This window comes from Pseudomonas sp. P5_A12 (assembly GCF_056400685.1).
In genome coordinates this window covers 20738-33260 of the sequence record NZ_JBFUKU010000032.1, presented here as the reverse complement: position 1 = coordinate 33260, position 12523 = coordinate 20738, and the positions used below count along the sequence as shown (strand labels likewise).

Annotated in this window: 14 protein-coding genes and 2 pseudogenes; 7 read left to right on the top strand and 9 right to left on the bottom strand. The window is 60.1% G+C overall.

Annotated features, from left to right (window positions below; genetic code table 11):
• From AC1DSG_RS07305 to AC1DSG_RS07295, 3 genes are all read right to left on the bottom strand, one after another.
• The gene (locus AC1DSG_RS07305; protein ID WP_477790276.1) at positions 1-972 is read right to left on the bottom strand and encodes a L,D-transpeptidase family protein; all 972 of its coding nucleotides are present in this window, start codon (positions 970-972) and stop codon (positions 1-3) included.
• A 99-nt stretch (positions 973-1071) separates the two neighbouring features.
• Positions 1072-1365, bottom strand: coding sequence for a hypothetical protein (locus tag AC1DSG_RS07300; RefSeq protein WP_003226812.1), 294 nt, complete (start codon positions 1363-1365; stop codon positions 1072-1074).
• 56 nt (positions 1366-1421) lie between these two features.
• Positions 1422-2027 (bottom strand): arylesterase, encoded by a 606-nt coding sequence (locus tag AC1DSG_RS07295; protein WP_477790275.1) that lies wholly within the window; start codon positions 2025-2027, stop codon positions 1422-1424.
• A gap of 10 nt (positions 2028-2037) precedes the next feature.
• On the opposite strand from AC1DSG_RS07295, the gene AC1DSG_RS07290 reads away from it, so the two are divergent.
• From AC1DSG_RS07290 to greB, 3 genes are read left to right on the top strand one after another with little or no spacing between them, the layout of a single operon-like run.
• Positions 2038-2721, top strand: a complete 684-nt coding sequence (locus AC1DSG_RS07290; protein ID WP_007943616.1) for an ABC transporter ATP-binding protein — start codon at positions 2038-2040, stop codon at positions 2719-2721.
• Positions 2721-5225 carry an ABC transporter permease gene (locus AC1DSG_RS07285; protein WP_477790274.1) on the top strand — a complete coding sequence of 835 codons (2505 nt, stop codon included), beginning with the start codon at positions 2721-2723 and terminating at the stop codon, positions 5223-5225. The genes AC1DSG_RS07290 and AC1DSG_RS07285 overlap by 1 nt, the downstream gene beginning before the upstream one ends.
• A gap of 34 nt (positions 5226-5259) precedes the next feature.
• The gene (gene greB / locus AC1DSG_RS07280) at positions 5260-5757 is read left to right on the top strand and encodes a transcription elongation factor GreB (RefSeq protein WP_007943614.1); all 498 of its coding nucleotides are present in this window, start codon (positions 5260-5262) and stop codon (positions 5755-5757) included.
• 3 nt (positions 5758-5760) lie between these two features.
• Here the strand turns inward: greB and AC1DSG_RS07275 are convergent, their stop codons facing one another.
• The 3 genes from AC1DSG_RS07275 to AC1DSG_RS07265 all read right to left on the bottom strand — a co-directional run bounded on the left by AC1DSG_RS07275 (position 5761) and on the right by AC1DSG_RS07265 (position 8277).
• Positions 5761-6069, bottom strand: coding sequence for a hypothetical protein (locus tag AC1DSG_RS07275; protein WP_007943613.1), 309 nt, complete (start codon positions 6067-6069; stop codon positions 5761-5763).
• A 248-nt stretch (positions 6070-6317) separates the two neighbouring features.
• A complete protein-coding gene (locus tag AC1DSG_RS07270; protein ID WP_477790273.1) occupies positions 6318-6752 on the bottom strand; it encodes a DoxX family protein in 435 nt (144 codons plus the stop codon).
• A gap of 103 nt (positions 6753-6855) precedes the next feature.
• The gene (locus tag AC1DSG_RS07265; protein ID WP_477790272.1) at positions 6856-8277 is read right to left on the bottom strand and encodes an MltF family protein; all 1422 of its coding nucleotides are present in this window, start codon (positions 8275-8277) and stop codon (positions 6856-6858) included.
• 235 nt (positions 8278-8512) lie between these two features.
• On the opposite strand from AC1DSG_RS07265, the gene AC1DSG_RS07260 reads away from it, so the two are divergent.
• The 4 genes and pseudogenes from AC1DSG_RS07260 (at position 8513) to AC1DSG_RS07245 (ending at position 10327) form a co-directional block, all read left to right on the top strand.
• Complete coding sequence (locus AC1DSG_RS07260; RefSeq protein WP_477790271.1) at positions 8513-9322, top strand: TatD family hydrolase; 810 nt, start codon at positions 8513-8515, stop codon at positions 9320-9322.
• 239 nt (positions 9323-9561) lie between these two features.
• Positions 9562-9678, top strand: a pseudogene (locus tag AC1DSG_RS07255) (HAMP domain-containing protein); the annotation flags it as partial.
• Positions 9669-9839, top strand: a pseudogene (locus AC1DSG_RS07250) (methyl-accepting chemotaxis protein); the annotation flags it as partial. The pseudogenes AC1DSG_RS07255 and AC1DSG_RS07250, both read left to right, overlap by 10 nt.
• Before the next feature lie 122 nt (positions 9840-9961).
• Positions 9962-10327, top strand: coding sequence for an Mpo1-like protein (locus AC1DSG_RS07245; RefSeq protein WP_477790270.1), 366 nt, complete (start codon positions 9962-9964; stop codon positions 10325-10327).
• On the opposite strand, the gene AC1DSG_RS07240 is transcribed toward AC1DSG_RS07245, so the two are convergent.
• From AC1DSG_RS07240 to AC1DSG_RS07230, 3 genes are all read right to left on the bottom strand, one after another.
• Positions 10328-11125, bottom strand: a complete 798-nt coding sequence (locus AC1DSG_RS07240; protein ID WP_477790269.1) for an acyl-CoA thioesterase — start codon at positions 11123-11125, stop codon at positions 10328-10330. It abuts the gene before it with no gap.
• 248 nt (positions 11126-11373) lie between these two features.
• Positions 11374-12141 (bottom strand): CHAD domain-containing protein, encoded by a 768-nt coding sequence (locus AC1DSG_RS07235; protein ID WP_477790268.1) that lies wholly within the window; start codon positions 12139-12141, stop codon positions 11374-11376.
• Between the two features lie 44 nt (positions 12142-12185).
• A complete protein-coding gene (locus tag AC1DSG_RS07230; RefSeq protein WP_477790267.1) occupies positions 12186-12464 on the bottom strand; it encodes a hypothetical protein in 279 nt (92 codons plus the stop codon).
• Positions 12465-12523 lie beyond the last annotated feature (59 nt).

The window sequence follows — 12523 nt, the reverse complement described above, 5'->3', positions numbered from 1 at the left end:
TTACTGCAGTGGATCGAGCGGCGCACTCGACATCATTGGCGCGGCAGTGTTCGGCACGGCGATTTCCACCGGCAAGCCATCTTCAGCGGCGACCACGTCGCGCACCACATCCCAATTCATGCGCAGGTTGTTGGTAATGTCCTCACGCTTGAGCATCGCATTGATCACCGCAGTGTGCTTGTCGACCACCGAAGGGTTGCCCTTGTCATCCAGCGGTGTGTGCGCTTCCAGGTAAACCTTGCCGGCACTCACACCGAACTTGTACGGGTCGTTGATGATTCGCACCGACGTACCGACCGGCACCATGCCGGCCATTTCCAGCACGTTGTTGTTGAACATGCGGAAGCAGCCATGGCTGGTGCGCATGCCGATGCCGAACTTCTTGTTCGAACCATGGATCAGGTAGCCCGGTGTGCCCAATGTGAATTTGAACGGCCCCAGCGGGTTGTCCGGGCCTGCCGGCACGACATTCGGCAGCGGATCACCGTCGGCGGCGTGCTCGGCCTTGATCGACGCTGGAGGGGTCCAGGTAGGGTTAGGCGTTTTCGCGGTGATGCTGGTGTGAGCAATTGGCGAACCCCAGCCTTCACGGCCGATACCCAGCGGAAAGGTGTAAACCACATTCCGGCCTTTGGGGTAGTAGTAGAGGCGGTACTCGGCCAGGTTGATCACGATGCCTTCACGCGGTCCCGGCGGCAGGATGAAACGTGTCGGCAGAATGATTTCGGTACCGGCGCCCGGCAACCATGCATCGACACCCGGATTGGCCGCGAGCATCTCCGTGTAGCCCAGGTCGTAGGCGGTACCAATATCAGCGAAGGTATCTTCGTACTTGGCCTTGATCACCTGCACCTGACCGATGATGTCTTCACCGGGCGGTGGCAGGGGAAACTCCAATGCTGCAACTGGACCGGCCACACAAAGGGCGGCAAGAGACAGGAAGCGGGTGACGGCAGGTAAACGCGGCAACATCCGGAAAGTCCTTCGCAGATCGACAAGGGTAAAAGCGGGATTGTACACCGGCGCCCTTGAATTCGGGGAGTCGGCCGATAGCACGCTACCTTTTATGCGCTAGAGCTCGAATCGCAGTTCAGGCCAGATCGGCGAGGTGCCGCGTTTTTGCGATTCCAGAATGGCCCGGCACAGCGAGCACAGACGCTGGTCCTGGAACACCCGACGGTCGACACTCGACCAACGCGGCTGCGCCGGCAACAGGCTGCCGCACAAGGTCCGATCCGCCGAGCCGCCCAGCTCCAGCTGACGGGTGACCAGATGCACCCGCACTTCCTGGCAGGCGAACAGATCCAGCTGTTCGTCAGGCTCGATCAGTTGGTAGGCAAAAAGTGACCAGGCAGGACGCGGCATCGGGGGCTCCAAATCGGGGGCGCCACCTTAGCCGAAAGCCCGCGCCTAGAAAAGCGTCATAACAGCGGTTTTAGCGTAGGCCAGACATTTTCCAGCAACTTGTCCTGAGCCCCGGCCGCCGGGTGTATGCCGTCCGCCTGCATCAAGTCCGGATGGCCGCCGACGCCATCAAGAAAAAACGACACCAGCGGGATTTTTTTCTCGGTCGCCAGCGTGCTGTAGACCTTGGCAAAGGCCTCGGTGTAACGAACGCCGTAGTTGGGCGGTAGCTGCATGCCCAACAGCAAGACCTTGGCACCACTGTTTTGGGAGCTGTCAATCATCGAAGCAAGGTTTTGTTGCAAATTAACCGGAGGCATTCCCCGCAGTCCGTCATTGCCGCCCAACTCCAGGATCACCAGTTCCGGCTTATGCTCTGCAAGCAGCGCAGGCAGGCGCGCCTGGCCTCCGGCGCTGGTGTCGCCGCTGATGGAGGCATTGACCACCTTATCGTCGAAACCTTCGTTCTTGAGCCGTTGTTCCAGCAGTGAGACCCACCCCAAGCGGGTATCCAGTCCGAAACCCGCGCTGATACTATCGCCAACGATCAGGACAGTACCCGCCGCTGCGTTCTGGGCCATGCACATCAAGGCCAGGCCAGCACTCAAAAACCACACACGCATCGGATTCTCCATGGGCGCAAGCATTCTCACCGCGAAGAACCTCAGCAAAGTGGTTCCCAGCGCGGAAGGTGAACTGACTATCCTGCACGAACTCAGCCTGGAACTGAACAAGGGCGACAGCCTGGCCATCGTCGGCGCCTCCGGTTCCGGCAAATCCACCCTCCTCGGCCTGCTCGCCGGGCTCGACCTGCCCAGCAGCGGCGAAGTCACGCTGGCCGGGCAAGGGCTGAGCACTCTCGATGAAGATCAACGCGCGCGCATTCGGGCCGAGCATGTCGGGTTTGTGTTCCAGTCCTTTCAGTTGCTCGACAGCCTCAACGCCCTGGAAAACGTCATGCTGCCACTGGAGCTCGATGGCCGCAAAGATGCTCGCGAACGTGCCACCGAGTTGCTGCAACGGGTCGGCCTGGGCCAGCGCCTGACGCACTCACCGCGCCAGCTCTCAGGGGGTGAACAACAGCGTGTGGCGATAGCCCGGGCGTTTGCCGCCGAACCCGATGTGCTGTTCGCCGATGAACCCACCGGCAACCTCGACAGCCACACCGGCGAGCGCATCAGCGATCTGTTGTTCGAACTCAACCAGGAGCGCGGCACGACGCTGGTGCTGGTAACTCACGACGAACGCCTGGCACATCGTTGCCGGCGCCTGATCCGCCTTGAAGCCGGCCTGCTGGTCGCCCCTCTGGAGCCTTGATGGCACGCCTGCCGCTGTTGCGCCTGTTCAGTCTTGCCATTCGCCAACTGCTGCGCGATGCCCGCGCCGGCGAGTTGCGCGTGTTGTTCTTCGCCTTGCTGGTGGCCGTAGCCGCGAGTACCGCCATCGGCTACTTCGGCGCCCGTCTGAACGGCGCCATGATGTTGCGCGCCACCGAATTTCTCGGTGCCGACCTGTTGCTCGAAGGCAGCTCACCGGCACGGCCCGAACAGATCAAAAGCGGTGTGGAGCTGGGGCTCGAGCATGCTCAGGTGGTGGAGTTCTCCAGTGTCATCGCCACTGACAACGGCATACAACTGTCCAGCATCAAAGCTGCAGATGACGTTTACCCACTGCGCGGCGAACTGAAAAGTGCCCCGGCGCCCTTCGCCCCGGAAGTACCCGGAGGCGGACCGAAACCCGGGGAGGCCTGGGTTGAGGCGCGACTGCTGACGGCACTGGATTTGAAGATCGGCGACAGCATCGACGTCGGCATGAAAACCCTGAAACTGGCACGTGTACTGACCTACGAACCCGACCGGGCGGGCAACTTCTATAGCCTGACGCCACGCGTGCTGATCAACCTCAACGACCTTGCCGCCACCGCTGTGGTGCAACCGGGTAGTCGGGTCAGCTATCGCGAACTGTGGCGCGGTAAAGCCGAAGCGCTGGAAACCTATCGCCAACTGATCAAACCTGGCTTGGCCGCCAACCAGCGCCTGCAAGATGCCCGCGACGGCAACCGACAAATTGGCGGCGCGCTAGGCAAGGCTGAGCGTTATCTCAATATGGCGAGCCTGGTAGCAGTGCTGCTGTCCGGTGTGGCGGTGGCGTTGTCGGCCACGCGCTTCGCCACGCGCCGATTCGATGCCAGCGCATTGCTGCGCTGTCTGGGTCTGTCACGCCGGGAAACCATGGTGCTGTTCAGTTTGCAGCTGACGGTACTCGGCCTGCTCGCCAGCCTCAGTGGCGCCTTCATCGGCTGGCTAGCACAGCTTGGGTTGTTTGCGCTGCTGCATGATTTGTTGCCGACCGATGTACCGCCGGGTGGTCTGCTGCCGGCCATCGCCGGGATCGGCACCGGGTTGGTTGCACTGGCCGGATTTGCCCTGCCACCCCTGGCCGCACTCGGTCGCGTGCCGCCTCTGCGGGTGTTGCGTCGGGACATGCTGCCGATTCCATCCAGCACCTGGATGGTCTATGGCGCCGCCCTGGGCGCCCTCGGCCTGATCATGTGGCGCCTGAGCCTCGACCTGGTGCTGACCTTCGCCCTGCTCGGCGGTGGCGTGATCGCCGCGCTTGTGCTCGGCGGCTTGCTTTTGCTGCTGCTGAAAAGCCTGCGTCGCATGCTGGCCCGCGCTTCGCTGCCCTGGCGCCTCGGGCTGGGCCAGCTGCTGCGTCATCCATTGGCCGCAGCGGGGCAAGCCTTGGCCTTCGGCCTGATTCTGCTATCCATGGCGCTGATCGCGTTGCTCAGGGGCGAGTTGCTGGACACCTGGCAGAATCAGCTGCCGAAAAACGCGCCAAATTACTTTGCGTTGAACATCCTGCCAGCGGACAAACAAGCCTTTACGGATCGCCTGATCCAACTGTCGGCACAGTCCGCACCGCTTTACCCGGTGGTACCGGGTCGACTGATCAGCATCAACGGCGAGCCGGTGCAGGACATCGTCAGCAAGGATTCGGCAGGTGATCGAGCGATCCAGCGCGACCTGAGCCTGACCTGGGCAGCGGACTTGCCGGCGGGGAACAAGCTGACGGCGGGCAACTGGTGGACAGAACAGTCACCCGAGGAGATTCCCGGCGTTTCTGTCGAGGGTAAAGTGGCCGAAAGCCTGAAGCTCAAGCTCGGCGATCACATGGTGTTCACCGTGGGCGGGGTCAATCGTGAAGCGAAAGTCACCAGCTTGCGAGAGATCAACTGGGACAACTTTCAGCCCAACTTCTTCATGATCTTCCAGCCCGGCACCTTGAAGGATTTGCCAGCGACTTACCTGACCAGTTTCTATCTGGCGGCCGGTCATGATCAGCAGATTGTCGACCTGTCGCGAAGCTTCCCGGCTGTGACCATTCTGCAAGTCGAAGCCTTGCTGGAGCAGCTGCGCAGCATCCTCGCCCAAGTCACCCTGGCGGTGGAATATGTGTTGTTGTTTGTCCTGGCGGCGGGGATGGCGGTGTTGTTTTCCGGCTTGCAGGCGACGCTCGATGAACGCATTCGCCAAGGCGCCCTGTTGCGAGCGTTGGGGGCCGAACGGCGGTTGCTAGTGAAGGCCCGACGTATCGAGTTCGGGTTACTCGGCGCGGTCAGCGGCTTGTTGGCGGCACTCGGGTCGGAACTGGTGAGCCTGGTGCTTTACCGCTACGCTTTTGACCTGCCGTGGCACCCGCATCCATGGTTATTAGTGTTGCCTGTGATCGGCGCGGTGCTGATTGGCGGCGCAGGTGTGTTCGGTACCCGTCGTGCGTTGAACGCCAGCCCCCTGACAGTGTTGCGCGAGGGTTGATAGACTCGAACCTTCTCCATTACAAGAAGTTGCCATGAGCCGTTATCGCCCTCCCCGCCCCGCTGGCACCGCGCTGATCACCCCCGAAGGTGAAGCGCGGATGCGGGCGGAGTTTCATGAGCTTTGGCATGTACGGCGACCGCAAGTGACGCAGTCGGTGAGCGAGGCCGCGGCTCAGGGTGATCGCTCCGAGAACGCGGAATACACCTACGGCAAAAAGATGCTGCGCGAGATCGACAGCCGTGTGCGTTTTCTTACCAAGCGGCTGGAAGCGTTGAAGGTGGTCAGCGAAAAACCCAGCGATCCGAACAAGGTCTATTTTGGCGCCTGGGTCACGATCGAAGACGAGGACGGCAAAGAGTCGCGCTACCGCATTGTCGGGCCGGATGAGCTGGACCTGAAACTGGGGCTGATCAGTATCGACTCACCGCTCGCCCGCGCGCTGATCGGCAAGGCGCTGGACGCCGAAGTTCGTGTCCAGACACCGACCGGTGAGCAATGCGTGTATATCGTGGCGATCGAGTACCTTTGAACCTCAGCGGCGGGTAATCAGGCCTTGTCGGGCAACGCGGGTCAACTGCCTGATCATTTCCGGGGCGTCTTCGAGGCTGGGTGATTGAATCACCGCCAGGTCAAAACTGTCGCTGGCAAATCGAGCCAGGGATTCGCCGTCTTCGACAAACTGGATCAGGAACGCTGCCGGCCCGCCGGTACGACGTGGCCAGCCATCGAGATAACGCAAAAGCGTCGGCTGATGTTGACCGCCAAGCAGGATTTTTGGATTGCGCTGGGTGAGATGTGCCGTGATCGGCGCGGGACGTACTGTGGGGCTAAGTGCGTTCATCGAGTCGTGTCTCTGCCTCAAAAATCTGCATGGCAGGTGAGAGGCAACACCGAACCAGCGCTTTAGCGGTATTTCGAAGCCTGTTTCAAGCTTCTATCGGCAACTGATTGAGTTACCTGGCGCCCCGCAAGTAGCTGTTTAAATCGGCGCATGGGCAACATCCTAGAGAAGCTGACCGGACAGTGTCAAGAATGACGCGCAACAAAAAAGACCTGCGCAATGCAGGCCTTTTCGTTGAGCCAGAGCGGTCAGTCGCTGATGGCGTGGTCTAGCGACAACTTGCCGGCACCTTCAATCAATACCGCGATGCTGCCACCGAGCAGGGCCAGGGCGAATTCATAACCGTTGTTGGCCATGAACAAACCGTTATGGATGTGCACCGAGAAAATGGCGACCAGCGAGAGGAAGGTCAGCCCCAGTGCAGCCGGACGTGCCAGCAGGCCGATGATCAGCGCCAGGCCGCCGAAGAACTCGGTACCGCCGGCCAGAATCGCCATCAGATGTCCCGGCGCCAGGCCCAGGCTTTCCATGTATTGCGCAGTGCCGGCAATGCCGTAACCACCAAACATGCCGAAGAGTTTCTGTGCACCGTGAGCTGCGAAGATGATCCCGACGACAATCCGTATGGCGGTCAGGCCGAAACCGGCGCGGGTAAACAGTACCTTGTTGATCAGTGAGCTCATGCTGTGTCATCCATAGTGAGAGTGTGTTCGTTGGGCGCCATGTTAATCGATAAAACAGATGCTAAAAGCGCAATAATTGCGACATAACAATCAGTTTAGTTGATCATTTTCGAGAGACAACTTTTTCTCCCTGCGGCTCCAGCGACTCCCTCTCACGATCGAATGCCAAGTAATATTTGTTCACGCTATTAACATAGCTGACGGGGCCCATGCCCACCTGCTCCATGGCGATTCGCTCGACCTGGAAGAACCACTGATTGGGGTTCAGGCCGCGCCGCCGGGCTTCGGCGCGCATGCCTTGAACCCGCTCCGGGCCGATATTGTAGGCCGCCAGCACAAACGCCATGCGCTCACGCTCGTTGAGTTGGGGGCTGGCGAAGAACTTGCGGCGGATCAAGGCCAGGTACTTGGCCCCGGCCTGGACATTGGCGTCGAGGTCCTGAATGTTATTGACCCCCACTCGCTGGGCGGCAGACGGGGTGATTTGCATCAGGCCGGTGGGGCCACCACTGTTGCGGACATTGGGTTGCAATCCCGACTCCTTGAACGCCAGCGCCGCCAGGTTCAACCAGTCCATGCCTTGGGCATCGGCATGCTTTTGCAGCACCGGTCGCACTTTCTCCAGGCGCTGGCGGTCGGCCTTGGCCAGTGGATAGTGCACTTGGTACAGCCGCCGATAGATCCGCAGAAATGCCACGTCCTGGTCCGACGGTTTTTTGTACGTCGCCAGAAAACGATCAATGCTTGCCCGTAGCATCGACGCATCGCGGCGCACGAACCAGAATTCTTCGCCCGGCTCGCTGATCAGCACCTGCTTGTCGAAGCGCAATTTGGGCAGGATCTTGCCCCAGCGCTCGGCAATCGGTTGCTCGACAATGGTCAGGTGAAAAATCCCGCCCTGAACCATTTCCAGCACGTCTTCGACGGCCAGACTGGGATCGACCCACTCGATCGTGATCGGTGCCAACTTGTGCAGCGCCAGTTTGGAATTGATCTGGCTCACCGCGTCCCCGGCTGCACTGCCGTTGGGTAGCGCCAGGGTTTTGCCCGAGAGTTGTTCAACGCGGGTGTAACGACGTTCGCCTTTGATCCCCACCAGCACCAACGGGATATTGCTGGCGAGCGGTTCACTGCTGCTGACCGCGAAGCCCGACTGCAAATCGAGCAACTCCCCGGGTGCGACCAGATCCCCCTCCCCGCGCTGCAAGGCGCCGAGCAGTTGATCCTTGGCTTTGGGGATGATCTTGAGGCTGATTTCCTGACCGTCACGGGCTTGGCCGTTGAGGTATTGCTCGAAGGCGCGCAGGCGGTGGTATTCGACACCGATAGCCTGGCCCTGAACTTCGCCGGAGCTATTGCGGCTCTGGTTGACCAGCACCCGCAAGACCCGGCTACTGCGAATCTCCGCCAGGTCGCGCACCTTGGCCGCTGGCACGGCTTGCAGCGGCCCGGCCAGACGCGCGACCGCCGGCATGGGCAGCAGCAACGAACAGCACAGCAGTAGCAAAACCGAGGGACGTATCATCCACTCTCCGGAAAGAATACTGGGCCGACTTCCAAAAAAATCATGAAATCGAACGTCAGAAACAGAGCGCCATGAGCGCTGGCAAAGTGCGAAAGACTGGCACAGTGATGGCACCCTGACCACCCTGCCCTGTCTCGCGGCATCAAGAGACAGCTTTAACTCGTTGTAGTTCTTGGCTTTTCTTATAAATCTACAGCTCTGATATGCTTTCCGGCCTTTGGTCCGAGGTAGCACCATGCAACTCATCGATATCGGCGTCAACCTGACCAACCCCAGTTTTGCCGACAAACACCAGGCCGTACTCGACCGCGCGTATGCCGCGGGGGTCTGCCAATTGGTCCTGACCGGCACCAATGTCGAGGGCAGTGAACAGGCTCTTGAACTGTGCCAAAAACTGGATGAAACCGCTCAACGGCTGTTCGCCACGGCCGGCATTCACCCCCATGCAGCGACCGACTGGAACGCTGACAGTGCGCAGCGTTTGCGCAGTTTGCTCAAAGAACCAAACGTGGTGGCCGTAGGCGAATGCGGGCTGGATTTCAATCGCGACTTCTCGCCGCGCCCACAGCAGGAAAAGGTTCTCGAAGAGCATCTGGCAATAGCGGTCGAATTGCAGTTGCCGGTGTTCCTGCATGAACGCGATGCCAGTCAGCGACTGCTGGAAATCCTGCGTGATTACCGAGATCAATTGCCGGCCGCCGTGGTGCATTGCTTCACCGGCGAAAAGAAGGCTCTGTTCAGCTACCTCGATCTGGATCTGCACATCGGCATCACCGGCTGGATCTGCGACGAGCGCCGGGGCACGCACCTGCATCCGTTGGTGAAGGAAATCAAACGGGGCCGGTTGATGCTGGAAAGCGATGCGCCGTATCTGCTGCCACGTACTTTGCGGCCCAAGCCGAAAAATGGCCGTAATGAGCCGGCGTATTTGACTGAAGTGTTGCGGGAAGTCGCGTTGCATCGTGGGGAAAGCGAAGAAGATCTTGCCGCCCACAGCACCGCCTGTGCACGAGCGTTCTTCGGCCTGCCCACAATTCCCCAGTAACCACCGATCCCCTGTGGGAGTGAGCCTGCTCGCGATAGCGATCTGTCTGACACATTAAAATTGAAAGTGCTGACGCTATCGCAAACAGGCGCCGTTTCTGAACGATCAGCCGCTACTGGAACTGGCGGATAGCCAGGGCTGGGTCGAAATCAACTCGATGCCACTGATCGGCGATAACCCGTTAATGGGCGCCGTGGTGTTCACGCGTCCTGACGGCCAGCACCTCGCGGTGATCGCCTTTGACCGTCGAAAAAACCGGCGACCTGTCCGCCCGTGTGCCGCTGGCCGGCAAGGACGAGGTCGGCCAGATGGCCAACGCCTTCAACGCGATGCAGGCGGGTTATCAGCGAGTGGTCAGCAAAGCCAAGTGGCCGAAGAGATGAATCGGGCGGTGGTGAGTATTCGGGATGTGACTGAAAGTACCGTGCAGCAGACCATCAACTCAGCGACCACCAGTGATGAACTGGCGGCGCTGGCCGGGGAATTGAGCAAGGCCATCGGGCAGCTCAAGCTGTAAGGGCCCCATCGCGGGCAACATCAATTCCGACCTATCACTCCAATAGCCAACCTCGATTCGCCGACCGCCCTCCCCATGCCTATTCTTCAATCATAAGGTCACCCGGATTGAGGAGTTTCAACATGGGCAAACGACATCCCAACCTACCCGCCTGGCAATGGCGAGCGTATCCGAACAATCATCAGCATCCGACCAACCTGGTGCTGCACCTGATTGCCGTGCCGCTGTTCATCGTYGCGTTCCTGCTGATTGTTTCCGGGGTGTTCAGCCTGAGCCTGGTGAACATTGCGATCGGCGTGGTCGGCCTGCTCGCTGCGCTGGGCTTGCAACGTCACGGTCACAGGCTGGAGGAGCAGGCCTCCGAGCCGTTCAGTGATCGCAAAGATGCGGTGTCACGCTTACTGGTCGAACAGTTCGTGACGTTCCCGCGGTTTTTCCTGAGCGGCGGCTGGTGGCGCGCCTGGCGGGAGCGCCACCGTCGGCACTGATCAGGCGAAAATTGTTACCGTCTGCCGGCTGATGGCGATCAACTGACCGTCCTCGCTCCACAACTTCGCGGCCGCATGCCCGTAGCCGTCTGCGGCGTGTTCGGTTTCAACCAGGTATTTGCACCAGTTCAGCGTGCTTGATTCCAGCATCGGCTGGACGAACTCGATGGTCCAGGTCAGCGTGCTGCCCATCGCCGTTTTTTTCAGGTGCGGCAACAAGGACGGCGGCCAGGCGTCCACCAGCGCGAGGATATGCGACTCGGTGACGGCCTCTTCCTTCACGTCCCCGCGCAAACGCACCCAACCGCCCATCTCGCGAGAGCTGTTGCCGGTAAACGGCATGCCACCGACGGCCCAGCGCATCGCCAGATGCTGCATGAACTCAGGTATCACACCCGGGATGAAGGGCAACTCCTGACATTCGTCCCAGTGCTTCATCTCGGGAGCGGACTCGGCCGTCACCGACACTTCCGAGGGCCGTGATGCACCGAAACTGCCCTGGATCAACGTCACCACTTGTCCCTTCTGCATTGCCCGGCCCAACACCTGGCTGACGGCTTTGCCTTCGCGCAACACCTCGACTTCAAAGCTGACAGGCACTTCAGGCTCGACCGGGCCGACAAAGGTGATTGCCAGCGAACGCACTGGCCGGTCTGCCGGGACTTTTGCGCGCATGGCTTCGTATTGCAACGCTGCCACCAGGCCACCGAAACTGGCACGTCCTTGCGCCCATCCAGCCGGAATAGACAGCTCCAGCGGTTGCCGGCGGACGGCGTCGAGCAAATCGCAAAAGCGCATGAAAACCTCAGAGACGGGAAAAAATAGAGTGGGATCTTAACCAGCCAGCGACATTGACACAGCACTTATTCCGGCCAAAAACACTGACAGAAGAGCCGCGCCCGCTTTGGAATACGAGTCCATATCCAACACCAAACCCATGTGGGAGCGAGCCTGCTCGCGAATGCGTCGTATCAGTCGACATCCCTGTAGGCTGGCACACCGCATTCGCGAGCAGGCTCGCTCCCACATTTTGATCTGTGGTGATTTCAGGATTTGAAGCAAGTGGCGCTGAGTTTTTCGAGAACGCGGTCAGCGCGGCTTTCGGCATCGGCCAACGTGGTTTTCCAGACGGCGACACAAGGCAGCAAATCAGGCTCTTCCACAGCCCTGGCCAGCCATTGCCAACTGTCGTGCCAATCACCCAAAGCGCTCTGAGCCGCTTTCAATCGGGCCAATGCGGCTTTCGGCAAACGGTCCAGTTCGGGATAGGCTTCGATGCCATAGCGCACACGTTTGATCAACAGGCGCAAACGGTGACGGTCGTGGGCCGGATCGTGCAATGCAACGTCCAGTTTCTTCCACTGTTTACCCAGGCGATTTTCAATACGCTTGCGCAAGCCTTTGAGCAACCCCTGGCGCTGGGAGGCGCGCAAGAAACGCGGAAAGGCATCGAAGATCATCATCAACTGCGCCAGCTCAGGACTCGCCGCCACCGCCGGATACGCCTGCGCCATCTGCGCCATGCGCCAGTGCGCGGCTTCGGGTTGACCGTGCTCAAGCAAATACGCCGCCAGCACTTCGCGATCACGCAACGGCGTGGTCAGCTCGCCGACCCGGGCCGCAGCCACTTCCACCTGCTCGACGCCGGGCAGACCGCGCAAGGGTCGCAACAGACTGCGCAAACGCCGAACCGTGGTGCGCAGCTCGTGCAATGCTTCAGGGTCAGTGCGGGCACTCAATCGTGCCTGACAGGCCAACAAGCGGACTTCAAGGCCCAGAACATGAGCCACCAACCGATCAACCAAATCAGACATCGTTTACTCCCTGAGTCGGGTGTCCCTGTTACCTACTTGGTGCTTCAACGGCCGGCACGAGACTCACGAATATAGAAGCGCGCTTTCTCGGCCTTGCTGGTGCAGCCTTCGTAAGCTTCGAATTGTTGCTGGGTCTTGGCGCCGGTCAACAACGACAAGGCCTTGGAGTAGCTGACAGTCCCGGCGAAACCTTCGGCCTTGGCCAAGTCTAGCTCACGCCAAGCGGCGTCAATCTGGGTACCGCAGCTCTCACGGTAGGCCGTTTTGCCGGCACAACCGGCGAGCGCCAGAGCAATCAAAGGTACGCAAATCCAGGCTTTCATCAATACCACCTCAAAATAGGTCAACAATCGTGCACGTAAGACGGCCCGGCGGCTGAAAA

What these genes read in the sequence shown, in the direction of transcription:
- AC1DSG_RS07265 (WP_477790272.1), bottom strand. Translation starts at nt 8,277, where the DNA reads ATGATACGTCCCTCGGTTTTGCTACTGCTGTGCTGTTCGTTGCTGCTG.
- AC1DSG_RS07235 (WP_477790268.1), bottom strand. Translation starts at nt 12,141, where the DNA reads ATGTCTGATTTGGTTGATCGGTTGGTGGCTCATGTTCTGGGCCTTGAA.
- AC1DSG_RS07290 (WP_007943616.1), top strand. Translation starts at nt 2,038, where the DNA reads ATGGGCGCAAGCATTCTCACCGCGAAGAACCTCAGCAAAGTGGTTCCC.
- AC1DSG_RS07305 (WP_477790276.1), bottom strand. Translation starts at nt 972, where the DNA reads ATGTTGCCGCGTTTACCTGCCGTCACCCGCTTCCTGTCTCTTGCCGCC.
- AC1DSG_RS07300 (WP_003226812.1), bottom strand. Translation starts at nt 1,365, where the DNA reads ATGCCGCGTCCTGCCTGGTCACTTTTTGCCTACCAACTGATCGAGCCT.
- AC1DSG_RS07275 (WP_007943613.1), bottom strand. Translation starts at nt 6,069, where the DNA reads ATGAACGCACTTAGCCCCACAGTACGTCCCGCGCCGATCACGGCACAT.
- AC1DSG_RS07230 (WP_477790267.1), bottom strand. Translation starts at nt 12,464, where the DNA reads ATGAAAGCCTGGATTTGCGTACCTTTGATTGCTCTGGCGCTCGCCGGT.
- AC1DSG_RS07285 (WP_477790274.1), top strand. Translation starts at nt 2,721, where the DNA reads ATGGCACGCCTGCCGCTGTTGCGCCTGTTCAGTCTTGCCATTCGCCAA.
- AC1DSG_RS07240 (WP_477790269.1), bottom strand. Translation starts at nt 11,125, where the DNA reads ATGCGCTTTTGCGATTTGCTCGACGCCGTCCGCCGGCAACCGCTGGAG.
- greB (WP_007943614.1), top strand. Translation starts at nt 5,260, where the DNA reads ATGAGCCGTTATCGCCCTCCCCGCCCCGCTGGCACCGCGCTGATCACC.
- AC1DSG_RS07270 (WP_477790273.1), bottom strand. Translation starts at nt 6,752, where the DNA reads ATGAGCTCACTGATCAACAAGGTACTGTTTACCCGCGCCGGTTTCGGC.
- AC1DSG_RS07260 (WP_477790271.1), top strand. Translation starts at nt 8,513, where the DNA reads ATGCAACTCATCGATATCGGCGTCAACCTGACCAACCCCAGTTTTGCC.
- AC1DSG_RS07295 (WP_477790275.1), bottom strand. Translation starts at nt 2,027, where the DNA reads ATGCGTGTGTGGTTTTTGAGTGCTGGCCTGGCCTTGATGTGCATGGCC.